Below are 23,166 nucleotides of genomic sequence, written 5' to 3'. Positions count from 1 at the left end.
CGCCCCAATCTCCTCTCCCCCGCCTGCGGGGGAGAGGATTAAGGTGAGGGGGTGTTACTTCCTTCTAAAACCGCTACAATCATTTCCAAAACTGCAGCGGTCTCTGTTAACACCTGATTGTTCCAAAACCTTAATACCTGAAAACCTCTGGATTGAAGATAAGCCGTCCGCCCGGCGTCATCTTCCGCCTGGAGCGCGTGCTGGCCGCCGTCAAGCTCAACGATAAGGCCTTTTTCCACACACGCAAAATCAGCAATATACGGGCCGACCGGATGCTGCCGCCGGAATTTATGGTTTTTTAACCCCCGATTTCGCAGATATCGCCAAAGGCATTTTTCCGCGTCTGTCTGATTTTTTCTGAGGTTTCTGGCCCTTGTTTTTGTCACCCGATCATCCCCTCATCCTGACCTTCTCCCCTTCAAAGGGGAGAAGGGAACTAAAGGTGTTCAGTCTGTTTTTATTATGATAGCAGACACGGTTATTATGATAACTGACACGCCATCAGGAAAGATAGCAAAGGCTCAGGCTATTATACCCGATCTGGCGGCTCTTTTCCTGCCTTACTAACCCGAAGCTGACTGCACAAACCGACGATACAAACTACATTTCGAAGATGCCCCACGCGCGGCGCCCCAATCTCCTCTCCCCCGCCTGCGGGGGAGAGGATTAAGGTGAGGGGGTGTCATTTATCGGCCATTCAAACACTTGGCGATCAAGGCAAATAAATGGCACCAGCGAACCGGCCGCAATCCTTTCCACCCCTTCCGAAATTTTCACAATCGCCGGCGTCCGGGTCATGGCAGCGAGGCGGCTTTTCAATTTACTGGGAAAAAGCAAAATCTCCGGCGATGTCTGCCGGATCTCGCATTGGATGAGCTGGGTCCAGTCCGACTGGCCGTATAACTCGGTTTCCAGTCTTCCCGTCAGATACAGATATGGGCAGTGCCGAAATCCGGCTGTTTTTAAAATCGCCGGGAACGCAATCATGATAAATGCAGCTTCGTTAGAGGCCGGACCGCCGGGCAGACAAAAAACCGGTTTTCCCTTCAGGCGCCCGGCCCCCAGAGCTTTCCCCGGCCCCATGCGGACCCGGTGAAAAAACATCTCCCACCCAGGCGATAGGCCCGGTCAAACCCGATGTCAATATGCTCACCCATACCCCTCACCGGCATTAAGTTATTTGCCAAACGGACATTCCGGGAAGCGGCAGACCTTGCAGTCAAGGCACAGACCGCCATGGCCCATTTCTGAAATATCAGAGCGGTCCAGCCGCTCGCCGGCGAGCACGCGGGGCAGAATCAGGTCCAGCATGGTGGTCTTGTGATAAATGCCGCAGGCCGGCACCCCCAAAACCGGAACATCCTCCACATAGGCGATCATAAACATGGCCCCGGGCAGCACCGGCGACCCATAGGTGCAAGCCTTGCCGCCGGCCTTAACCACGCCCATGCGGGTGACGTCATCCGGATCAACCGACATACCGCCGGAAGTAAGAATCAAATCCACACCGGCAGAAAGCAGGCGGCGGAGAATCACTGCGATTTTATCGGCATCATCCGGCGCAAATGCCACATCCGCGACATTCGAGCCAAGCTCCGTGACTTTTGACCGAAGAATCGCCTCGAACTGATCCTCAATGATCTGATGATAGACCTCGTTGCCGGTAATGATAATCCCCACGCTGGCCTGATTGAGCGGTATGACGTCAATGATGCCCGATGCCGCCGCCGCAATCTCAACCGCCCGGTCAACCACCGCTTTACGGACCAAAAGCGGAATGGCGCGCGTTGCCGCGACGATGTCGCCGGCTTTGACCATCGTATGGGTGTGGCGGGTGGCGCACATGACCTCGCCGAGCATATTGATATCCGCCAGTGCGGGTTTTGAAACCGTAAGCAGACCGTCGGTTTTGGCCTGGAGCTTGAGCTTTCCTTCAACCGGTTCGCCCCGCCATATCACCCCCGGTCCGCAAAAGGCGTTGGCCATACGTTCAGCCGCTTCATTTTCATGAATATGCGCGGACTCGACTTCCTCGATATATACATGCTGCTTGCCCAGGCGATGGAAGTGGCAGATATCCTCATGCCTGATTTCATGGCCTTTTTTAAAGGCCCGCCCCTTAAATTCGCCTTTGCGGATCTCGGTGATATCATGGGTCAAACGTTTGCCCACCGCCTGCTCCACCGGCACTTTCTTTAATTTGGGAGAATCCGCGCCTGCGCCGTCCGCATCCGCTGCACCGGAACCAGTGTTTTCATCTTCAACGCGTGCGGCATAATAGCCTTCCCCCTGACAGGCCCGGCATAAAGAACCCTGCCATGCGGGATATGCCTCGCCGCATCCGGCACAGATATTAATGGTCTTTTTCTTCTCGCGCGTGTAATGGCTTGTCATTGTAACGGGCGCATAGGATAGCACTGAATGTCCCGCCTCGGCCAAAACCTTTAAAAGCACCGAAATCGGCAGATCCTTTTTGGGTACAAGCCGCATGTACCAATTGTAAAGATCCGGATAGGCTTTGGCCTTTTCAAGATCAAACCAAACCCGGTACCCATCCAGATTGTGACGGTCGTAGAGGGTCAGGGCAAATTTGTCCCAATCCATGATTTTCATCCACCCGTTGCCGATGGTACAGGGGGTAAAAATCTGCACGGCATCCGGCAGGCAGTGGCGGGTTTCAACAATGGCATCCGCCTCCACCTCTTCGCCAATCAGGGATTTGGCCAAATCCACCATAAAGGAGCCCAGCACAAGCCCGGGGGCCGGAAATCCGTGAAAGGATTGAATCATTTCCAAAAATTCATCCCAGGTTTTACCGCATATGCGCTGATCAGAAAGGCACATGGTCACGCGATTCCTTTATCTTTAAAAGGTTTTCTGAATAACTTCAGGTATACAGTCCAAGGCTATCCAATTTTACTCTTAACTCTATATTGTTTCTCAAATAACATAACCCCGGTTTGTGCGTCATGCCAATTTTCAGCACCCGGGAAAAAATTTGACGGGATTGTAATCTCAGGCCTTTTGGCGACGCTGCTGGCTTATTAACACTCGGTTTAATCTTGCTCCTATGGGGCTTAATCGTACTCAGTCCCGCGCAAGCGGGACGGTTCTCGTACTCGTACTCGAAAAGATCAAAAGCCCATTACGATTACGATTACGATTACGAGTACGAGTCAGCAGAGGTGTTCAGGCCTGTATTTAAAAAATTTTGAAGCCAGCGCATTGAAATGCATCAGATTACGTATATTATTAAGAATGATATGCTTAAATAATTTTCAAACCAACCCCATATTTTTAAGGATTATGCAATGAAGCTGATAAGCAGACGAAATTTTTTAAGATACCAGGCCGGCGGCATGCTCTGGGCGGCCGGCGCATCCCTTCTGGCCCCGGCCCGGCTGTTTGCCCAAAACCAGACCGATATCGCCGTGGTTAAAGGTGACATTGAGGCGGCGGTCCGAAAATCCGTTGAAATGATCGGCGGCATCTCCAAATTTGTCAAAAAGGGCAGCCAGGTGGTCATTAAACCCAACATGAGCTTTCCCACGGGTCCGGAGCGGGCTTCCAACACCCATCCGCTGGCAGTCAAAACCATTGCCGCCATGTGCAAGGAAGCCGGCGCCGCCCGCGTGCTGGTACTGGACAACCCCCTGTCCCCGGCAGAGCGCTGCCTTGAAGCCTCCGGCATTGCCGCGGCTTGTGATTCCATTGAACCGGGCATGACCCAGATGGTAACCAACCCCCGGAGCTTTAAGGAAATTGAAATCAAAAACGGCAAAACCCTTAAAGAAACCGATGTGATAAAATCCGTGCTGGATGCCGATGTTCTGATTGCCGTGCCTGTGGCCAAATCCCACTCCGGCGCCGGCGTCAGCATTTCCATGAAAGGCATGATGGGGCTGATCCAGAACCGGAGCATTATGCACCGGATCGGCCTGCACGAGAGCATTGTTGATCTGGCCTCACTCCTGACGCCGGATCTCGTCGTGGTGGATGCCACCCGGGTGTTGACCACCGGGGGACCTGGCGGGCCCGGCAAAGTTATTGAGCCCGGAACCATTATTGCGGCAACCGATATGGTGGCAGCGGATGCCTATACGGTCTCCGCATTTGAATGGTATGGGAAAAAATATGCACCGGAACAGGTCAAGCATATCCGCCTGGCCCATGAACGGGGCCTCGGCCGAATGGACATTGAGAACCTGAAGGTCCGGAAAACAACCGTTTAATGAATTTCCGGCGAGTTGTTCAAGGTTTTTGCCTGGTCTTGTTTCTGGCGCTTCTGGCCGGCGCCGGTCATCTGGCGGCATCAGACTTATTTCTTCGCCTGGACCCTTCGCTGGTCGGGGTTACCGCCCTGTCGGCCCGCGTCCTGAAATGGATCTTTATTCCGGCGCTGATCGTTCTGGTTTCGGCCGTTTTTTTGGGCCGGGCCTTTTGCGGCTATATCTGCCCCATGGGGACCACCATTGATCTATCCGACCGATGCCTGAAAAAACGGGGGACAAAGGCACAAAACGGGCCGGAATGGCTCTCACCGCATCTAAATCTCTATCTCCTCATATTCCTGGCCGGCGCCGGTTTATTCGGGGTTTCCCTGATTTTCTGGCTCACCCCCCTTGGCCTGATTACCCGGCTGTATGGCCTGCTTGTCTATCCGGTTATTGAACTAACCGCCGATTTTGGCCTGGCCGCCATATACCCCATCGCCGACCGCCTGGATATCCGCTCCCTCATGTTTGCGGAAATTGAACCGTCCCGATTTGCCGCGCAATTTTTCGTACTGGTTATTTTTATTCTGATCTTTGCGGCCGGTAAAATTACCCCCAGGTTCTGGTGCCGCTATCTCTGCCCGGCCGGGGGCATGCTGGCCCTTGCCGCCAAAAGACCTCTAATCCGGCGCCAAGTAAGCGATGCATGCAACCAGTGCGGCATATGCGCAAGAAACTGTCCCATGGGGGCGATTGGCATCGATGATCCGTCAAAAACCGATCACTCGGCCTGCATTACCTGTCAAAAGTGTTCAAAACTATGCCCCCAGGATGCGATTGAATTCAGCTTATCCGCGCCACTTAATACGCATGCAGCCGCCAATTCCCCGATCTCCCCTTCCCGGCGGCAGTTTCTGCTTGCCGGTGCAGCGGGCATGGGGACCGCAGCGATAAGCCTTACCGGCTTGACCGCGGCCACCGACAAATATACCGAAGGCGAGGTCCGCGCCGCCCGCTTGATCCGGCCGCCGGGTGCGCTGCCGGAGGCGAGCTTCCTGTCTGCCTGTGTCCGCTGCGGGGAGTGCATGACAGCCTGCCCCACCAACACCCTGCAGCCCATATGGTTTGATGCCGGTTTTATTGGGATGTTCAGCCCGGCCATTATCCCAAGGCGCAAATACTGTGATCCGCGATGCACCGTCTGCGGCGAGGTATGCCCCACCGGCGCGATCCGAGCGCTCTCCTCCGGCGAGCGGGTCTGGGCCAAAACCGGGACAGCTGTGATCTACCGGCAGAAGTGCCTGGCATGGGAGCACAAAAAAAGCTGCATGGTCTGTGACGAGGTCTGCCCCTACGATGCGGTTGAATTTGAAAAAAAGCCCGAACTGCCCTACCCGGTGCCGCATGTAAAAGAAGACCGGTGCGCCGGCTGCGGTTACTGCGAGCACTACTGCCCGGTGCAGAATGATGCGGCCATCGTGGTGACACCCATGGATGAACTGCGCCTTAAAACCGGATCTTACCGGGAAACCGGAAAAATCCGGGGCTACAAGATGAACCTCCGGCCCGCATCCGACCCCCTGCTTCCCAAAACCTACCCGCAAGGAGAGAATGCGGCAACGCCGGATGCCGATTCCGACGGTCCGGCCCCGGGATTTGAGCCACTCTAAAAAGTCCAACTTTTCCCTTGACATTTCGTTTCAATAGGTCCTTAATGTATTCGTCGGCGGTCGACGGTCGACAGAGTAAACATTGTTTTGCTGTGCTTACTTTGTATTTCCATCAGGGAAGGCTTTTTGCCGTTGTCTTCTAAGTAACTTGACGGGTTTTAGGTTTTGGGTATTAGGTATTAGGTTAATGAAATCAAGAATTTATGGTCGGCACGGTGGCCGACCCTACGATGAATCGGGTTTTTCCCCATTCGTAGGGCGGGCCACCGTGCCCGCCTGAAAAATAGACAGAACAAATTTACCGTGCCTCAGTGCCTTTAAAGTTATTTATACGCTCGGTCCCGGGCGCACGGCCCGGGGAGAATACTTCTGAATAACTTTGGGGATTAGGTGTTAGGTATTAGGTTAAAAAAATTAAAAGCTTAGGGGGGAGACGCATCATGCCGCTGCCAAAAACCGAATTCGATGCCATTGTTGTGGGCACGGGACCAGGGGGTGCCACCGTTGCCAGGGAGCTTTCCAGGGCCGGGAAAAAAGTGCTGATCCTTGAATGGGGGGATTATGAACCAACCCGCGGCAGCGCCGCGCAGGTGATTCCACAGGCATCCATCCCGGGCAAAAGCCTTTTTTTTACCAATCAGATGCTGGCCACAATTCGCGGCATTACCACCGGCGGCAGCTCCATGTTATACTGCGCCACGGCCTTTGATCCCCCGGTTGATATGCTGAAATCCTATGGCGTGGATATTTCGGAGGATGCTGCCGGCATACCGGCTGATATTCCTGTCGCTCCACTCTCTGAGGATCTTATGGGGCCCGGCCCGCGTCGGTTTTTAGACAGCGCCGGAAATGCCGGTTACGATGTTCACAAGATGAATAAATTCATCTACCCGGACAAATGCCGCCTGAATTGCCAGCTCTGCAGTTACGGCTGCCCTTACGGAGCCAAATGGAACGCCCGGCATTTCGTGGATGAAGCCCTTGAAAACGGAGCCACCATTATTAACAAGGCCAAAGTTTCCAGGGCACTCATTGAAAACAACAAAGCTGTAGGCGTTGAATACCGGCGCAACCGGGAAACCTACCAGGCATTCGCGCCGGTCACCATTATTGCCGCCGGGGGGCTGGGATCGCCCATGATTCTGCGCAAGAGCGGCATAAAAGACACCGGCAGCAAGTTCTTCTTTGATCCCCTGATTTTTGTATATGGCAAAATAAAGGGCCTGGGCAGCGGCAAATCCGTGCCCATGAGCACCGGCGTGCATTTTGCGGATGACGGCATTGTCATGACTGATTTTAACATGCCGCATCTTTTGAAAATCATCCTTGATCTGGAAGTCTTGAAGCTCAAACAGGCATTTTCCTATGCCGATACCCTGCCCATCATGATCAAAGTCCGGGATAATCTCGGCGGGGAGCTTACAAAAAACGGGTGGATCCGAAAACCGCTCACCCGGGATGACAAGCTGAAACTCCACAAAGGGGCCGTGCATGCCAAGCGCATTCTTCAGAATGCCGGCGCTTCCGACATTTATCAAAGCTGGGTGGTGGCCGCTCATCCCGGCGGAACGGTTAAAATCGGCGAGATTCTCGATGCGGACTTAAAAACGAAATATGACAACCTTTATGTCTGCGACTGCTCTGTCATCCCGAAGGAACTGGGGCTTCCCCCCACCTGGACGCTGCTTTCGCTCGGTAAACGCCTGGCCGGGCATCTGGTTGCGGCGGATGCTGGCAGCCAGAAAAAAGACGCGAATTTTTCAGTGCCATCAGATGACGAAGCTGAACCCCAAAAAGCCGTAAGTGCATAGCCGGGCCAGGTAATCTCTCGCAAAGCCGTCAGGGACGTAAATGCCTTCTGATCTACTAAATACTATATGTGGTTATTCCAAACCGTTCCGCCACTGTCATTCCGAGGAGCGAAAGCGACGAGGAATCTTATTGTAAAGATTTCTCGCTGGCGCTCGAAATGACAGTATGGACGGATTTTCAGGGCCTTTTTGAGTTACTTTCTGCGAAAATACCGAGGCTGCGGCATAAATCGCTTTTTAGAAAAAAAATTCTCTGCGTCTTTAGCGATCTCTGCGAGATAAAAAGAGATCAAATAATAAATAATAAATTAAGGAAGCTGCTATCGGAGGATATTGCTGATGAGTCCAGGCAATGCGGCGTCTCCCACCCCGGTGGGGATATACAAAAAATCCGACCTTGATCGAAGCGAACCATCATTTCAGGCCGGCGTTGTCCGGCAGTTTTTGATGACCCGGGAGGTCCGCGAGCTAATCGGGGAATTAATTCCGGAAGTTTTACACGTTTGGGCGGATCGCAGCCTTTTCAAAAACCTCATCTCCCGCATGGTGGGAAAAAGCCTTCAGCAAAGCTTTGCCGGGCCTGACATGTTGGGCCAGGCCAAAAACCTTCAGCAGCTTTTTGAAGACCCGGCAATGATTGAAAGCCTGGCCGCCCGACTGCCGGAAATATGCCAAGCATTGACCGAAGCGGCGGCGAACACGCTTAAAACCATTGAATCCCTCCCTGCCGAAGAGAAACAGGCCATCGTAAAAGACCTGATCTCCGGGATCGCCGGCGGCGGGTCCGGGGAGATAATCACCCGGGCTTCACGGATTCTAAACGATATCCACCAAAACGACCCTGTATTCTTCGCCGGGATTCTTGAACCCGGATTTTCCAAGTGGGTGGAATCCATCGATTTCGGGGAAGTCCGGGAGGCGCTTGAGAATTCAGGCGCAGATATCCGGGCCATTGTCCGGATGGTCAACCATATTATCTGGCAGTATCCGGCAAAGGTTGTCGTGGCGCTTTCCATGCTGCCGCTGATTGCCAACCTCATTGCGGATTCCCTTAACATCTCGATTAAAAAAATGAACGAGCTCCCCCCGGACCTTCTAACCGATGTTATCTGCGGGTTTATCCGGGATCTGGAGGGGCCGGCCATTGCCGGGTTGACCAATGAGCTCTCAGAGATCGTCAGAAAGATCCATACCGGCAGTGCCCTTTTGGGGGATGCGGGAAATCCCCAAATCTACAGGACCCTTTCCGAAAAGCTGGATGAAATCCTGGACCTGACCGATCCGGCTGCGCTGTGGAAGTCCCGGATTTTGCTCAGTGAATTAAAGGACCAGGTCAATCAGGCATTTTTTGATGCAGCTGCCCGAAAAGAGGAATTCATTCAGGAAGAAATCGAAAAAAAGCCCGTGATGGCAAACATCCGAATGCGGGCGGTCAATCGACGGCTTGCCTTTCTGGACACCCTGGATGACGAAACCCTTACCGGATCACTGGCCCGGGCGGTTGACGCATATGACATTCAGGAAACCGCTGAATACATAAACAGCACCCTCAGACTTTTAAACCGTCTCTATGAGACCCGGCCCGAGGCAGCCGCCGGGTTTATCCGCCAGTTTACGGACGCCATTGATCTGGATGAGCTCTCGGCAGCGGCCCGCAACCTCTTGGAAGACAGCCAGACGGAATTAAAGCCGGCAGCCCGGGCGGTTGTGCCGGGGCTTGTCTCATGGGTGTGTGAAATCCTTAAACCGGAAGACGACGAATTTGAAGCAGACGCCGCCCAGGCGCGCGAGGCCCTGGCAAATCTCTTTTCCATGATGGAGGCATAAGCCATGCAGCTCTTCCATGATGTGGCCAACCAGATTAAATGCCAGCCGCTGATTGACTGGAAGGCCCTAAACCGGCCGGTGGTCGGATATACCTGCTCCCAGGTGCCGGCTGAAATTTTTCATGCCGCCGGGATTCTGCCGATTCGAATGCGGGGCATCGAAACGGACGGCATGGATATCGGAGACGCCTATTACGGGCCGTTTATCTGCAGTTTTCCCAAGTGCCTGCTCCAGCTTGTCGGCAAGGGCGCCTACAAATTTATTGACGGCGCGGTCATCACGCCCGGCTGCGATGCCATGCGGCGCCTGGATGAATGCTGGCGCAAGGCGGGCGAAGACTATGACGGCATTATACCCGGCTTTTTCTACTACTTTGATGTGCCCCACAAGGCCGAAGGCCACGGCATGGAATGGTTTGTCGAGGAAATTGAGTACTTAATCGCCGAAATCGAGGATTATTTCAAAGTGACGATTACGGATGAAAATCTGCGCGCGGCGATTTTGGAATACAATAAGGGGCGGCGGCTGCTCTCTGAAATTGAATCCATGCGGACATCCGAAACACCCGTGGTATCAGGCTCGGACATGTTTGCCGCCACCATTGCCGGCACGGTGATGCCAAGGGCCCAATATAACGAAGAGTTGACGCAGTGGATGGCATCCTTAAGCCAAAGCCCCCCCATGGAAAATGTCCGCAAACGGATTATGCTGATCGGCAGCATCACCGACGACCCGGATCTTATCCGTTTGATTGAAACCGATACCGATGCAATGGTGGTGGCGGAAAACCTGTGCTTCGGGGTCCGGTCCGAAGGCCGGCCGGTGGATGAAGACGCAGATCCGATAAGCGCCCTGGCCGAACATTATCTCGGCGAATCCACGTGCCCGCGCATGTATGGCCGGTACAAGCAGCGGCTGGCCGTTTTGAAGGAAAAAATCGAGCAAAGCCATGTGGACGGCGTCATCATGCAGAATATCCGCTTCTGCGATCTGCACGGGGCTGAAAACGCCCTGTTTGAAAAGGACCTGGAGGCGGAAGGAATTCCCTGCCTTCGGCTGGAACGCGAATACGGCCCGATGATTGACAAGGGCCGTTTGAAATTACGGATCAACGCCTTTCTTGAAAGGCTCGGCCGGGGGAGGAAATATGCGAGCAGCAATTAAGGAATACAATTATGACTGGCTCATGGGCAGCACACTCAGCGCGGCGGCCAAATTCCCGGCAGGTACGGCAAAAGAGATCGCCTGGGCATACCGTTATATTCCCTACTTCAAGGGTATTGTAAAAAATTTCGTCGATGCGGGCCCCCCCGGCATTTATTTTATGGATCTGCTCGCCGGGTACTACCAAAACATTCTTGACGCCCACGCACAGGGAAAAAAAATCGCCGCCACCACATTCTGCAGTTCACCGGTCATTTTTTACGCAATGGACATCGTACCGCTGACCTTTGAGGTGTTAACCGCCATCGGTGCCATGGTCTGGAAGCGGGGCATGTTTGACTACATGGATTACTGCTGTGAAGTCGGCATGCCGGAGACCGCCTGCTCATCCCAGCGCGGCGCGCTCGGTGCCTATTTGGCGGATATGGGAGAAAACATTGATATAGTGCTCTGCGATACGCCGGGTGTCTGCGATACGAATGCCAACGCCTTTGTATTTGCCGCCGAATATCTGGACAAACCCTTCTTCCAGTTAAACTATCCGAGCACCCTCGGTGACAGCCGGAGCCAGGCCTACCATGTGAAAGACTTTCAGGCCATGATCCGGTTTCTGGAGGAACAAACCGGCAAAAAAATCGATTATGACCGGCTCGCGGAAAACTTGAAAGAGGTGGAAGCCCAGGATGCCATCACTGCAGACCTTGAAGACATGCTCATGATGGTCCCCACCCCGATTCCGCCGATTTATACGCTCATGATTTATGCGGGCCGGTTCTGTTTTGCCGGCCATCCGGGATATACCCGGCTGCTGGAACTTTTGCGGGATGAAGCGCAAAAACGGATGGCCGCCGGCGTGCCCGCCTTGAAAGCCGGTGCGGAAAATCTGCGCGTGTTAATGTGCTACATTGATCATTACACCGTTGATATAAATTTCTACAATTATTTGGAAGAGCGCGGCATCGCCAATGCCGGCTCGATTCTGACCCGCAATTTCCGGGACTACAACCCCTACTGCCAGGCTTTGGAGGGCTCCTGCTACGGGGTTGATCTTTCCTCGCCGGAGGCAATGCTTGACACAGTCGCCCAGATGAACGCCCGACTCCCCATGGTGCGCTCCATCCGGGGCCCCTATGACCAGCACGGGATGTGGCTGGATGAATGCCTGGCCCTTGCCAGATTATACAGCGTGGACTGCATCATCTACAACGGAACCCCCGGGTGCCGCAACACCTGGGGTATGGTCAAGCCCTTTGCCCGGGATATCGAAAAACAGGGGATACCGGTCCATATCATGAATGACGACGCTTTTGACGACCGGGTGGAATCCTGGGAGGCGACAAGGGAGCGACTGGACGAATTTTTTACCGTAAGAGGCCTGCTATGAGTATTGTTGCCGGATGCGACGTGGGATCACTGACCTCAAAGGCGGTGATCATGAAGCACAATAAAATTATCGGAAGTTTTATCCTGAGATCCAAACCGCGGCCCCGGGATTCGGCGGATGCAGCGGTTAAAGGGGCGCTTGACGCGGCCGGGCTAGCCCTTGAAGATATAACCTATTGCATCGGTACCGGCTACGGCCGGGACAGAATGGCCTTTGCGGATCATTCGGTCTCGGAAATCTCCTGCCACGGAAAGGGCGCGAAATGGCTGCTGCCATCTGCCCGAACCGTGATTGATATCGGCGGCCAGGACTGCAAGGCCATGAAACTGGATTCGGACGGCCAGGTGGAGCGGTTTAACGCCAATGACAAGTGCGCGTCCGGCACCGGCCGGTTTCTTGAAGTGATGGCAAACGTTCTGGGCATGGATATCAATGAACTGGGGCCGCTCTCCAGAAAAGCGCGCTCACCGATTACCCTGGCTTCTACCTGCACAGTCTGGGCCCAGGCGGATGTCATCAAATATTTAAATTCCGGAACCCCGATTGAAGACATCGGGGCGGGGGTCAACACGGCCATGGCCAAACGGGTGGCCATTCTGGCCAATACCGTAAAACCCGAAGGGGATGTCCTGATGACCGGCGGGGTGGCCAAAAACATGGGGGTGGTGGCCACACTTGAAAAACTGCTGGGCCTTCGGATCAAAAAGGCCAGACGGGCGGATCCGCAGATGGCGGGCGCGATCGGCGCGGCGGTGATGGCCTATGAGGAGATAACAAGCCGGGTTTTGGAGAATTAGCGGGAATTTTAAAACAGATATTTGGAAATGTTTCCGGGCTATGTTGCCCGGGACCGAGCGTAAAAGTAACTTTAAAGGCACTGAGACACGATAAATTTGTTCTATCTATTTTTCAGGCGGGCACGGTGGCCCGCCCTACGAATGGGGAAAAACCCGATTCATCGTAGGGTCGGCCACCGTGCCGACCATAAATTCTTGATTTCATTAACCTAATACCCCTGAAGTTACTTAGAGGCATATTTTTGAAGATTAAGATTAAGACGGGATAGAGGTGTGCCAATGATTGTAGCAGGATGCGATGTGGGCTCCTTAACGGCTAAGGCTGTGATATTGAAAAACGGCGAGCGCTTTTCCGAGGCGGTGATCCGGGCCAAACCCCGGCCCTCGGATTCGGCAAGCGAGGTGATGCGGCTGGCGCTTGCCGATGCCGGCCTGACATTTGATAATCTCGATTATATGGTTGGCACCGGCTACGGCCGCGAGCAGATACCGTTTGTCCATGCCGTTGAATCCGAAATCTCCTGCCACGCCAAAGGCGCCTGGCATCTTGCGCCCTCTGTCCGCATGGTTGTTGATATCGGCGGCCAGGATGCCAAAGCCACAAAAATTGATGAAAACGGCAGCGTGGCCCGGTTTATCTACAACGACAAATGCGCCTCCGGCACCGGCCGGTTTCTGGAGGTGATGGCCGAGGCCCTTGAGGTCCCGCTCGACCAGATGGGCAGTATCGGTGCCCAAGCCGCGGAAAAACTCTCCATCTCCAACCAGTGCGTCATATTTGCGGAATCCGAGGTCATCTCCCTGGTAAATGACGGAAAAGAGATACCGGATATCATCAACGCCCTCCATCATGCCATGGCCCGGCGGGTAGCGTCCCTGGCCAGAAGCATCGAGGTAACCCCGGAGGTCGTCATGACCGGCGGGGTGGCCAAAAATCAAGGGGTCTTTGACGCTTTGTCAGAGGCCCTGGGGCTGCCATTACGATCGCTTGACGGAACGGATCCCCAGATTATCGGGGCCCTGGGCGCGGCCCTGTATGCCATGGAAAAAGCAGAAGCTTTGCATGCAGCTGTTTGACAAACATATCGATCAAATCCGAAATTTTCTGGAACGGTATCAGGCAGCCGGGGCGTTAACCACATATTCGCATACCCGCCCCGCCAGCTGGCCGGCCTCCCATCGGCAGAACCTGGTCCTGGCCGGGGATACCGGGGTGGAACTGGGGCATCCCAATGATGTATCCTCCGCTTTTCTGCTTTGGACAAATGACCCGGCCCGGGTAGTTGACCGGCGCATCACGGTGGTTGGCCCGGACCTGCCGGATCTTAAAGACCAGCGGGCATCATTTGGAAAAATTATTATTGCCGCCGGAGACGACTTTGACGAAGAAAACAGCTTTGAGCGGTACCGGGAAATGGAACTGCTCCGATATGATCTTGATCTTAAAGGCTACATGATGCGCGGGGTCTCCCAGCACCAGCGCGAATGGAGCCGGGTCAGCAGGGAGGCCCTGAAAAACGGGTTTTCGTTCAGGGTACTGGGCGGTTCGCTCCTGGATCAGTTTACGCGGCTTTCCTATATCAAAGCCGCAGAGGTCATCTTTATCACCCAAAGCCGGGAAGCGGTCCTTGAGATCCAGGGCATCGCCTGCGAAACCATAAAAATTATCGGGGCAATGAACAAAATGGCCGAAGAGCTCTCTTTTGACTGCACGACCTGCGAATATAATGCGGTCTGCAGCGATGTGGCGGAGCTGCGAGCCATGCGAAAGGCTTTAAAAAAACGGAAGGCAGCCTCCCATGCCGGATAAGGCGAAAGGACGAATCATCGCCCTGTGCGGCAAAGGCGGGGTGGGAAAAACCTCCATCAGCGCCGGTATTATTAAAATTTTACTGGCCGATCCGCAAAAAAAGGTCCTGGCCATTGATGCGGATCCCGCGGTGGGGCTTGCCACGGCTCTGGGGATTTCTGTGGCCAGAACCGTGGATGAAATCCGAAATGATCTGATAAAACGGGTAAAGGCCGGGGAGGCGCAGAATAAGGCGGATGTGTTATCCCGCCTGGACTATGAAATACTGGCTGCGCTTGAAGAGCGGAAGAACCTGGCGTTTTTGGCCATTGGCCGGCCGGAAAACGAGGGCTGCTACTGCCAGGTCAACCACATGTTAAAGGATATTATCGTGTCACTGGCCGCTAATTTTGACTATGTCGTTATTGACGGCGAAGCGGGCATTGAACAGATCAACCGGCGGGTCATGGAAGCTGTCACCCATCTCCTGATGATCTCCGATGCGTCCAAAAAGGGGCTTGAAGTCGCCAGAACCATCCTGGCAGTGGCGGATCAGGCGGTCGGCTATGCGCAGGCGGGCCTGATTATCAACCGGCTCCGCGGCGAAGAAGAGTTTGATACCCTCCGCATCCCGCAGCCCCTTTCCTGCCTGGGCTGGATTCCGGAGGACGAAATGATTCGGCAGGGGGATATGGCGGGCACCAGTTTGCTTGAGACGGAGGACGGGCCGGCCATGGATGCGATTCGGCAGTGTCTTTCGGAAATAAAAATCTTTCCCTCAAAACCAGTAACTGACGGGATGCTTTATGGAACAACTGGCACGCAATAATCTTTCGGATCAACTGGTGCAAATTCTCGGCAACCAGATTATCCGGAATGAACTTAAATCCGGCGAGATGATTTATGAGACCAAAATTTCCAAAGAATGGGGCGTCAGCCGGAGCCCGGTACGGGATGCCCTGCACATGCTGGAGCAGAACCGCCTCCTTGAGCGTACCGCCTCGGGCAGCTACAAGGTCACCGAACTAACCGAGGAATATATTTTAAATTTCTATGACACTGTCACGATCATCTATCAGTATGTCTTTGCCAAGGCAGCGGAAAATGCGACAAAAAAGGAAATACAGGCATTAAAAAAAGCCTTGGACAAGATCGAAAAAAGCCTTGAAACAAAGGACTATGAAATCTACCTGGAAGGATTCACGGACTATGGCAAGATGATATTAGCCGCCGCCCGGAACCCGATCGTCGAGAAAATCGCCTTGGAACTCATGCCCAGTGCCCAACGGATACAATATTCGACCCTGACGATTTTTCCCGATTACTTTGAAACCATGGTTGATCTTATCCGGGATAGCTATCAGCATATCGTTGACCAAAACCCCGGCGCCGCTGCCCGGGATTTTACGCATTTCGCCGATGCCCTCAAAAAAATCCACTTAGAGAATCTTATCGCGCAGCAGCGTATTGGGTAGAAGCGCCCTCCCCGGCCCGCGGGCGGCAGGCGGCAGGAACCGAGCCTATAAATAACTTTAAAGGCATTGAGTTTTTTGAACTGTAAACCGTGAATTGTAAACTCGAAACATTTGGCGGATGCGCTATCGCTTATCCGCCCTACGTACTGAGGTACGGTAAATTTGTTCTATCTATTTTTCAGGCGGGCACGGTGGCCCGCCCTACGAATGGGGAAAAACCCGATTCATCGTAGGGTCGGCCACCGTGCCGACCATAACTTCTTGATTTCATTGACCGTACACCTTACACCCTATACCTTAAACCGTGAAGTTACTTAGAAGAAGACCTCTTCCGCATTTTCCGCCCCCTTCAGGGCGGGCAGCCAGGCAGCGAGTTCATCAATATCCATGATCGCATCCAAATCGCTTTCCTTGACCACATAATAGCCGTCAATATCCTCGAAAAAGCTCTCATCCTGGATCGCGGGCTTTAGATCGTCCTCATAGTATTTCTGCGGATTGATGAAAAAATAGGCATTCTCCTCTTCCGCTTCCTCCTCGAAGAGATTCATGCCGACATAGATCCAGGTTTCAATTTCGGGGATGGGATACTCCGGGTGCAAAAAGCTTCCTTCAAAATAGACTTTCCCGATTACAAAATTTTCCGCTTGCATAAGCCGTCCCTTTATCAATGGATTTTCAGTCAGGATTCCCGGTAGACAATGGTAATACTTAGATTGCGCTCGATCTCGCCGTTTTTTTCCGCCATGGATTCGGATTGGAGCATATGTACGATTTCTATATCCGGATGATCAGCCAGCCATTCGTTGATCTGAATCTCATTGGGCGGATTGATGTTTAGGGTAAAATAGGTAAATATTTTTGTTTTAAGCGGGTTCATCGCCTCCTCCATTTCATTCTGAGAGCCCGGCAATGGCACTGCCCAACAGATTGGCATGGTCAAGAGCCAAAAACTCAAAATCAAGCCCTGACAGGCCCTTGGCATTTAACAAATGCCGCAATGCATACTCGGCTGCTTCTTTATATGCCGGATGCCCCCAAAAAACACCGCCTTCAGAGGTTATTACAACTTTTTTCACCGGCTGCGCCCGACCTGTCGCTAAAAAGGAGATGAGGCCGGCCAGGGACGCTGCCACCAGCCGGGCGGAGCGATTGATAATCGCTTTTGCCATCTCTTTTTCCGTATCCGTTTCAGCGGATGCCCCGTAAGCTTTTTCAAATACGGCTGCCGCGCCCTGCCGGGTATCAATCCGGCTCTCCGGCAGACGCAGTTTAAAGAGATGGGCTAAATACTGGCCGGAAACCGCTTTTTCAAACCGCTGCTGGCCCGGATTATTGGATTCCCGGTCCAGCTTTTCATCCCATTCGGTCAAAAAGGGCGGCCGGAAATTACCGGATTCCAAATTGACCGGCAGCTCAACGGTTTCGTCCCGGTCTTCGGTCATCTTAGGCATCCGCCCGGTGGGCAGGGATATCGCCATGTTGGTGCCGGTCCCCACGATGAGCCCGATATAGGCATCTGCACCGGGCGCCCCCATGCCGGCAAGCAGGGCTGCCACCGTGTCGTTGATTACTTTTACCTTCGTGCACTGCCAAAAGAAATGCCGGCCAGCCAAGTGCCGGCACAGCATTTCACCGATCTTTTGCCCCACCGTATCGGCAACAAACATTTCCTTGGTCCACCGCAGCAGAACCGCATCCCCGTCTCTTGTAGGTTCGGCCGGATATGAAAAGCAGTATCCCAGGGGCAGATTTGAAGCCGGTTCAACGGAATGTATAATGTTGGCCAGCCGGTCCAGAAAATCCGTCTGATCCAACTGCCGCTCTTGCTCATTTGTAAGCCGCTCTTTAACCGGCCCTTTTTCAAATTTAAGCCGGCCCGAATCCAGGGCAACCTGCGCGCAGCGCACATTGGTGCCCCCGAGATCCAGCGCCAACAGGCGGCCGGATTGGGGGATGGACCGGATGGGTACGAACGTGGGGATGCAAAGAAGCTCGCCGCCATCTTTCTTTAACCCGTCGCGCGTTTTTTCCTCCATCTGACGGGCAATTTCAGCTAACCTGTCATCTGAGAGATCGAATGCCTGAGGCATAGGCTGCCTTTTTCAAAGATTAGTATTGATGGACTCGTAAAAAGTCGATTTCGGGACGGCAAAGAAAAAAGTTCAAGATCGCGGCGCGCAAATCCCGAGGAATGCAGCGTACTGACGCGTACGTGAAATTCCGAGGGATGCAGCGCAACAAAGATATTGGACTTTTTGCGAAGCCGTCAGTATTTATGAAGCATCTGGTTCTTGTCTGTAAACCCGGACCATACCGCCCCGCCGATAAGATACAGGATATAGCCCACCGCGACCACGCCCGCAATTATCAAAAGCGCCTTAACTGTTTGTTTGGGCTTGAACAGGGCAATGATGGCAAGGGCGGCAATAATGCCGATGGCCGCATAGGTATGGGTGTAATAGAAATTGTTTACCAGTCGTAAAAAATTGTCCAGATCCATCTCCGCCCTCCGATTGCCGCAGGCGGTCTGGCCGCCACGGCAAAAGCGTTTTAAAAAAGGCTCATTCCACATGCGGGGCATAGGCTTTTAACCCGAAATACCCGGCACACATCACGACAATAAGAATGGCCAGGCTGATTTTGAATCCTTTTTTCATGCTTTTCCTTTCGCAGGTCATATCCCTCAGTGATGATGCCCTGCTTCAGAGTGTCCGCCCGCCACAACATAGACCGCTTCTTCGGATCCCGGGTTACTCAGGTATGCGGTATCTTCCCCCTCAATATGAAACGCGCATCCGGCGGCCAAACGACCGGCAAACGCGCCTGTCACCTCCAGATCCCCGGCGGCGGCCAGCACCATTTCCTCATGGCCCGCGCCCGGTTTTACCAGGCGATCCGTTTCACCGGGCTTTAAAACCCCGTAAATCATGTAACAGGCATGGCTGCCGGTATGCTCCTTGCCGAAAATATACTCCCCGTCTTCCGCAGAAAGTGCCGGAGTTCTTAAATCGATTGGCTTCATCAGGGCTCCCTTAGATATTTATGCAATTTAAGAATAAGGGCTTCTAAAGTAACTTGAGGTTCACGGTTCACAGTTCAAAGTTCACGGTTCATTGATTCACCGGATAGACGCATCTGGGATCCGGCGCGTCGAGATTCTTGTCAAACATGTAGCTGATGGCCGGACATCCGCCGTGGCATCTCTGATGCAGCCGGCATTCGGTTTGCGGGCACGGGTTGCCTTGAAAATGCCTGAATTTTTCCAGTGTCGGATGCTGCCAGATGGTGTCAAAATCATCCTCAAACAGATTGCCAAGCTCAAATTCACTGTATCGGAAAAGCAGGTAGCATGGAAAAACCCGCCCGTCCGGCAGCACGGAGAGCTTGGTGGTGCCCGCCGGGCAGCGCACATTTCCAAGCTCTGGAAAATCTGCCAGATCCGGGAGAAATCCGGAACAGAACACGCCGTCTACACCGGCATATGCTTTTTTAATGTCCACAAGCCGGCTGTAAAACGCCTCAAACGGCAGGCTGTATAAAAGATCCGCCGAATTGAGGATGTCCCGGTAAAGCAGGTAAAATTCAATGCCCTGAAGGCCAATATAGGATTTAAATGCGTCCGGGATCAAGTCGTGTTTTGAAAAAATCGTCTTCAGGATCGGCCGGCGGGAAAGAATATACTGATGGAGCGGCTCGGCAACATCTTCCGAATTCATGGATATTCCCAGGCGGACGGATTCCCTTGAATACCGATCGGAAATTTGCCAAAGCGTCTCCACCCGGCTGCCATTGGTGCTGATGGTGCTCATCAATCCCGCATCCACCAATAGGTCCAGCATTTCAAACAAACCGGGATGCAATGTGGGTTCACCGCCCAGCATATCAATGTGCCGGATGCCGTTTGCCCGGCACACGGACACCATTTTTTGGAAGTTCTCGATCGACACATCCCCGCAGTCGGGCAGCTGCCGGTTAAAACAGAAGTCGCAGTCAAAGTTGCACCGCAGGGTGGGATAGAACTGGAGGTATGCGGGCATAAAGTGCTTTTTACCTGGAGATCCCGTAAAGCCGGCACATGGCGGGATCCGGCGCCAAAGGATGAGAGGCCCGGAACCGGCAGCCGCCCCGGCATTCTTCAAGTACCGGGCAATCCCGGCATTCAAGCTCGTCCAGCCGGATATGCGTCATATTCAGCCAGCAGTCTTTCAGGCTTTGCCGGGCATCGCCCAGCGGCCGATCCCTGTAAAAACCGCATTTTACGGCTTTCCCATCCGGCATGACCGCCATCAGATGCCGGCCGCACGCATAGCCTTCAGATGCGCCGTGATAGCCCCCGCCGTAAGCATAGGCCATCAAGGGGGCGGCCTGTTCATAGGGCACGGTAATATCCGCATGCCCTTCCAGGGCTCCGGCCACCGTCAATATATCAACGCCCCATTCCAGCGCTTCGACTTCCGCCATAAATTCGCGCATCCGGTCAAATTCCGTCAAATTCCCGTTGTGGATCATGGTGGAAAAGGAGACCGGAATGCCGGCCTTTCGCGCAATATTTACCCCGTTTACGGTTTTTTCAAACACCCCCGGCCCGCGCAGCCAGTCATGCCCCGCTTGCCAGCCGTCCAGGCTGAACTGGATCTCATCCACATCCAGCTGCTTGATATTATCCGGGGTGATGCGGGTGCCGTTGGTAAACAGGATCCGCCGGATTTTAAGATCCCTGACAGCCTCCAGGTAGGACGCCAGCTCCTGGTAAACCATGGGCTCGCCGCCGGATATCAGAAGCCGCAGTCCGCCCATTTCAGAAAACTGCCGGGTAATATCCACGGCCTCTGAAAGCGCCAGCTCAGCCGGCCGGGATTTGCCCAGATAGCAGTGCCGGCATTTAAGATTGCAGCGATGGGTGAGGTGGAGTTCCAGGTACCGAAGGGACGGAGAAGGGCTGTGATCGATGGTGATATCAATCGGCGCAGGCACGGCAAGCGCCTCCAGAATCCCTTCTTCGATACAGTATTCGACGAACTCGGCGTCATCCGTCAGGTTTTCGCCTTTTGTATGGCCGTCGCACCGGCTTAAAAAATCGAGTGCCCGGTCATCGATCTCATAGAGCTCATCTCTTCCTCTATGATAAATATAGGGGATTTCCAGCCGCTTCAACGCCGCCTCAGGGGCCAGGCGCAGGTAGGCTTGCTGCCAGGTCATGTCACCGCTTCCAGGGATTTTTCATCGATCAGGCGATGCTCAACCAGAAGGGTGAGCACGATATAGCCGCCGCAGGGCTCCATGTCGTCTTCGGGAGCATTGGATTGAAAATCGCAATCTTCGGCCCTAAAAGGGCATTGAAAACAAACATGGGGTTCAATAACGGGCCGGTGCCGGTGCCAAAGCGCCGGGTCCTTGGCGAACGTGATCTGTTCCGGAGACACCACGCCCCGATCAACCAGGGCTTCCACCACCTGGGCGCCGTAGCAGGCCATTTCCTCTTTTTCCCCTTCCCGGAAAAAAATACAGTACGGCCGGCAGATATAGCTCTTAAAATCGATTTTGGTCATAAGCAAAGGTGTGTGCTCAAATAAAATAGCCTGTGCAGACAAGGCATGCACAGGCTATTTTTTCAGTTAAAATCTGGTAGCTAGCAGGATCGTTTGCACTTGCAAAGACCGGTGGGCGCTTTTCTGACTTTTCTAATCTTCATGATTGTCTCCTTTCTTCTTGAAAGTATTGATTAAGCCGTGTATCCGGTGCCGAAATTGCCGGCACCCCCTTTTTAGCCCGCTGCGTTCATCGCAGCATTATTATAAATATATCTTCTGCCTGAAAATCTGTCAAGGCTGTGCGCACGGTAAATTTGTTCTATCTATTTTTCAGGCGGGGACGGTGGCCCGCCCTACGCGACAATGCCGACATTTTGTAGGGTCGGCCACCGTGCCGACCTTACATGCGAACAACCCCATGGTTATGGGGTTGTTCGCCAGAACAAATTCACCGTGTGGCTGTGCGGCATTTTAGTATCGTTTGAGCCGGATGGACTGTCTGCGCCCGTCCCCTTTTCTACAGCTCGGCCAGCAAATCCCGGGCCCGCTCCTGCCAATAGGGATTTTCCGTGCTTTCAATGGCTTCGTTCAATAACGATCGGGCCTCCTGTTTGGGGTTTTTTCCCCATTTGTCCATCAACAGTTCCGCCAGATAGATGTAGCCTTCCACATGATGGCCGAAATATTCGGTTTCCTGAAGCTCCCGGTAATATTCCATGGCCTTGTCTTTATCGTTGTAGGGCCATGGCACCTTTTGCCAGAACCGCCCCAGGGCGAGCATAGGACCGCCGTTGTCAAAGGTCTTGTCGATCTCATAGGCCTTCTCAAGGTTCTCCTGGGTCTTGTTTTTAAGCCCCTCCCTGAGTGCGGTGATGATGCCCACACCATCTGAATAGACCCCCACGTTCAGGCCGTAGAAAAAATAGCCCTGGGGTTCATCCGGTTTCAGCTCAATTGCCTTCTGGGCATATTCCATGCCGATTTTGCCGTATTCCGCACAGATGTCTTCCCACCCGGAGACTCTCTTATGCTTGGCTTTATAGCCGTATTCCCGGTAGGCCTTGGCACAGCGCCAGGTGGCCTCAAAATTTTGGGGATCATTTTTCAGGATCTCTTTATAAATGGAAATGGCCTGCTTGACTTTATCCAGCTCCTTGGTAGCCAGCAGCGCATTTGCCTTTTCCAGCTTTGTCTGCTCTCCAGCGGCGGTCTCTTGCCCGCCTTCAGATGCCGAAGCGGCCTCCGGCATTTCTTCGCCCGAAGAACCGGCCTCATCCGCAGCAAAAACCGGGCAAACGATTAAAGCGGAAATCAGAATCAGCCCCACCATAATTTTCCATCTCTTCTTCATTTGACAATCCCCCTTTTTAAATCAGCTGAAATTTGAGCATGAAATTTGACCATACGAATAATAGGTGTCAGGTTTCAGGTGTCAGGTTTCAGGTTTCAGGTTTCAGGTTTCAGGGTTTAGGGTTTAGGGTTTAGGCACTAAATTTTTGAA

Annotated in this window: 23 protein-coding genes; 11 read left to right on the top strand and 12 right to left on the bottom strand. The window is 53.5% G+C overall.

All coding sequences use genetic code 11. The features are described 5' to 3' along the window. Nucleotides 1–38: 38 nt before the first annotated feature. The 3 genes from U5L07_11955 to U5L07_11945 form a co-directional block, all read right to left on the bottom strand. Nucleotides 39–386 (bottom strand): endonuclease domain-containing protein, encoded by a 348-nt coding sequence (locus U5L07_11955; GenBank protein MDZ7832457.1) that lies wholly within the window; start codon nucleotides 384–386, stop codon nucleotides 39–41. A gap of 280 nt (nucleotides 387–666) precedes the next feature. Then, nucleotides 667–1,104, bottom strand: coding sequence for a hypothetical protein (locus U5L07_11950; GenBank protein ID MDZ7832456.1), 438 nt, complete (start codon nucleotides 1,102–1,104; stop codon nucleotides 667–669). A gap of 72 nt (nucleotides 1,105–1,176) precedes the next feature. Then, nucleotides 1,177–2,844: an FmdE family protein gene (locus U5L07_11945; GenBank protein ID MDZ7832455.1), complete on the bottom strand. Its 1,668-nt coding sequence runs from the start codon at nucleotides 2,842–2,844 to the stop codon at nucleotides 1,177–1,179. 467 nt (nucleotides 2,845–3,311) lie between these two features. Here U5L07_11945 and U5L07_11940 point away from each other — a divergent pair, with 467 nt between their 5' ends. From U5L07_11940 to U5L07_11890, 11 genes are all read left to right on the top strand, one after another. Further along, nucleotides 3,312–4,232 carry a DUF362 domain-containing protein gene (locus U5L07_11940; protein MDZ7832454.1) on the top strand — a complete coding sequence of 307 codons (921 nt, stop codon included), beginning with the start codon at nucleotides 3,312–3,314 and terminating at the stop codon, nucleotides 4,230–4,232. After that, nucleotides 4,232–5,884 carry a 4Fe-4S binding protein gene (locus tag U5L07_11935; protein ID MDZ7832453.1) on the top strand — a complete coding sequence of 551 codons (1,653 nt, stop codon included), beginning with the start codon at nucleotides 4,232–4,234 and terminating at the stop codon, nucleotides 5,882–5,884. The genes U5L07_11940 and U5L07_11935 overlap by 1 nt, the downstream gene beginning before the upstream one ends. 440 nt (nucleotides 5,885–6,324) lie before the next feature. Then, the gene (locus U5L07_11930; GenBank protein ID MDZ7832452.1) at nucleotides 6,325–7,695 is read left to right on the top strand and encodes a GMC family oxidoreductase; all 1,371 of its coding nucleotides are present in this window, start codon (nucleotides 6,325–6,327) and stop codon (nucleotides 7,693–7,695) included. 339 nt (nucleotides 7,696–8,034) lie between these two features. Next, entirely contained in the window at nucleotides 8,035–9,522 is a 1,488-nt protein-coding gene (locus U5L07_11925; protein MDZ7832451.1) for a hypothetical protein, read from the top strand. 3 nt (nucleotides 9,523–9,525) lie between these two features. Then, nucleotides 9,526–10,686: a 2-hydroxyacyl-CoA dehydratase family protein gene (locus U5L07_11920; GenBank protein MDZ7832450.1), complete on the top strand. Its 1,161-nt coding sequence runs from the start codon at nucleotides 9,526–9,528 to the stop codon at nucleotides 10,684–10,686. Then, a complete protein-coding gene (locus U5L07_11915; protein ID MDZ7832449.1) occupies nucleotides 10,670–12,070 on the top strand; it encodes a 2-hydroxyacyl-CoA dehydratase family protein in 1,401 nt (466 codons plus the stop codon). The genes U5L07_11920 and U5L07_11915 overlap by 17 nt, the downstream gene beginning before the upstream one ends. Next, complete coding sequence (locus U5L07_11910; GenBank protein ID MDZ7832448.1) at nucleotides 12,067–12,867, top strand: acyl-CoA dehydratase activase; 801 nt, start codon at nucleotides 12,067–12,069, stop codon at nucleotides 12,865–12,867. Before U5L07_11915 ends, U5L07_11910 begins: the two co-directional genes overlap by 4 nt. 279 nt (nucleotides 12,868–13,146) lie before the next feature. Beyond that, nucleotides 13,147–13,944, top strand: a complete 798-nt coding sequence (locus U5L07_11905; protein MDZ7832447.1) for an acyl-CoA dehydratase activase — start codon at nucleotides 13,147–13,149, stop codon at nucleotides 13,942–13,944. After that, complete coding sequence (locus U5L07_11900) at nucleotides 13,931–14,677, top strand: hypothetical protein (GenBank protein MDZ7832446.1); 747 nt, start codon at nucleotides 13,931–13,933, stop codon at nucleotides 14,675–14,677. Before U5L07_11905 ends, U5L07_11900 begins: the two co-directional genes overlap by 14 nt. Continuing rightward, on the top strand, nucleotides 14,667–15,485 hold the full coding sequence (locus U5L07_11895; protein MDZ7832445.1) for an AAA family ATPase: 819 nt from the start codon (nucleotides 14,667–14,669) through the stop codon (nucleotides 15,483–15,485). Before U5L07_11900 ends, U5L07_11895 begins: the two co-directional genes overlap by 11 nt. Continuing rightward, nucleotides 15,463–16,131 (top strand): GntR family transcriptional regulator, encoded by a 669-nt coding sequence (locus U5L07_11890; GenBank protein MDZ7832444.1) that lies wholly within the window; start codon nucleotides 15,463–15,465, stop codon nucleotides 16,129–16,131. Before U5L07_11895 ends, U5L07_11890 begins: the two co-directional genes overlap by 23 nt. 314 nt (nucleotides 16,132–16,445) lie before the next feature. Here the strand turns inward: U5L07_11890 and U5L07_11885 are convergent, their stop codons facing one another. From U5L07_11885 to U5L07_11845, 9 genes are all read right to left on the bottom strand, one after another. Further along, nucleotides 16,446–16,784: a hypothetical protein gene (locus U5L07_11885; GenBank protein MDZ7832443.1), complete on the bottom strand. Its 339-nt coding sequence runs from the start codon at nucleotides 16,782–16,784 to the stop codon at nucleotides 16,446–16,448. Between the two features lie 29 nt (nucleotides 16,785–16,813). After that, the gene (locus U5L07_11880) at nucleotides 16,814–17,011 is read right to left on the bottom strand and encodes a hypothetical protein (protein ID MDZ7832442.1); all 198 of its coding nucleotides are present in this window, start codon (nucleotides 17,009–17,011) and stop codon (nucleotides 16,814–16,816) included. Nucleotides 17,012–17,024: 13 nt separating this feature from the next. Beyond that, a complete protein-coding gene (locus tag U5L07_11875) occupies nucleotides 17,025–18,224 on the bottom strand; it encodes a hypothetical protein (protein MDZ7832441.1) in 1,200 nt (399 codons plus the stop codon). Between the two features lie 176 nt (nucleotides 18,225–18,400). Beyond that, the gene (locus tag U5L07_11870) at nucleotides 18,401–18,634 is read right to left on the bottom strand and encodes a hypothetical protein (GenBank protein ID MDZ7832440.1); all 234 of its coding nucleotides are present in this window, start codon (nucleotides 18,632–18,634) and stop codon (nucleotides 18,401–18,403) included. 183 nt (nucleotides 18,635–18,817) lie between these two features. Beyond that, nucleotides 18,818–19,156 carry a hypothetical protein gene (locus tag U5L07_11865; protein MDZ7832439.1) on the bottom strand — a complete coding sequence of 113 codons (339 nt, stop codon included), beginning with the start codon at nucleotides 19,154–19,156 and terminating at the stop codon, nucleotides 18,818–18,820. Nucleotides 19,157–19,244: 88 nt separating this feature from the next. Then, entirely contained in the window at nucleotides 19,245–20,171 is a 927-nt protein-coding gene (locus U5L07_11860) for an SPASM domain-containing protein (protein ID MDZ7832438.1), read from the bottom strand. A gap of 10 nt (nucleotides 20,172–20,181) precedes the next feature. Beyond that, complete coding sequence (locus U5L07_11855) at nucleotides 20,182–21,333, bottom strand: radical SAM protein (protein ID MDZ7832437.1); 1,152 nt, start codon at nucleotides 21,331–21,333, stop codon at nucleotides 20,182–20,184. Then, a complete protein-coding gene (locus U5L07_11850) occupies nucleotides 21,330–21,683 on the bottom strand; it encodes a hypothetical protein (protein ID MDZ7832436.1) in 354 nt (117 codons plus the stop codon). Before U5L07_11850 ends, U5L07_11855 begins: the two co-directional genes overlap by 4 nt. A 499-nt stretch (nucleotides 21,684–22,182) precedes the next feature. Further along, on the bottom strand, nucleotides 22,183–23,016 hold the full coding sequence (locus U5L07_11845) for a hypothetical protein (protein MDZ7832435.1): 834 nt from the start codon (nucleotides 23,014–23,016) through the stop codon (nucleotides 22,183–22,185). Nucleotides 23,017–23,166: the final 150 nt, after the last annotated feature.

Source organism: Desulfobacterales bacterium, from assembly GCA_034520365.1.
GTDB lineage: Bacteria > Desulfobacterota > Desulfobacteria > Desulfobacterales > Desulfosalsimonadaceae > M55B175.
Note: the sequence above shows the minus strand (reverse complement) of the source record. Positions and strands in the feature narration are given on the sequence as shown.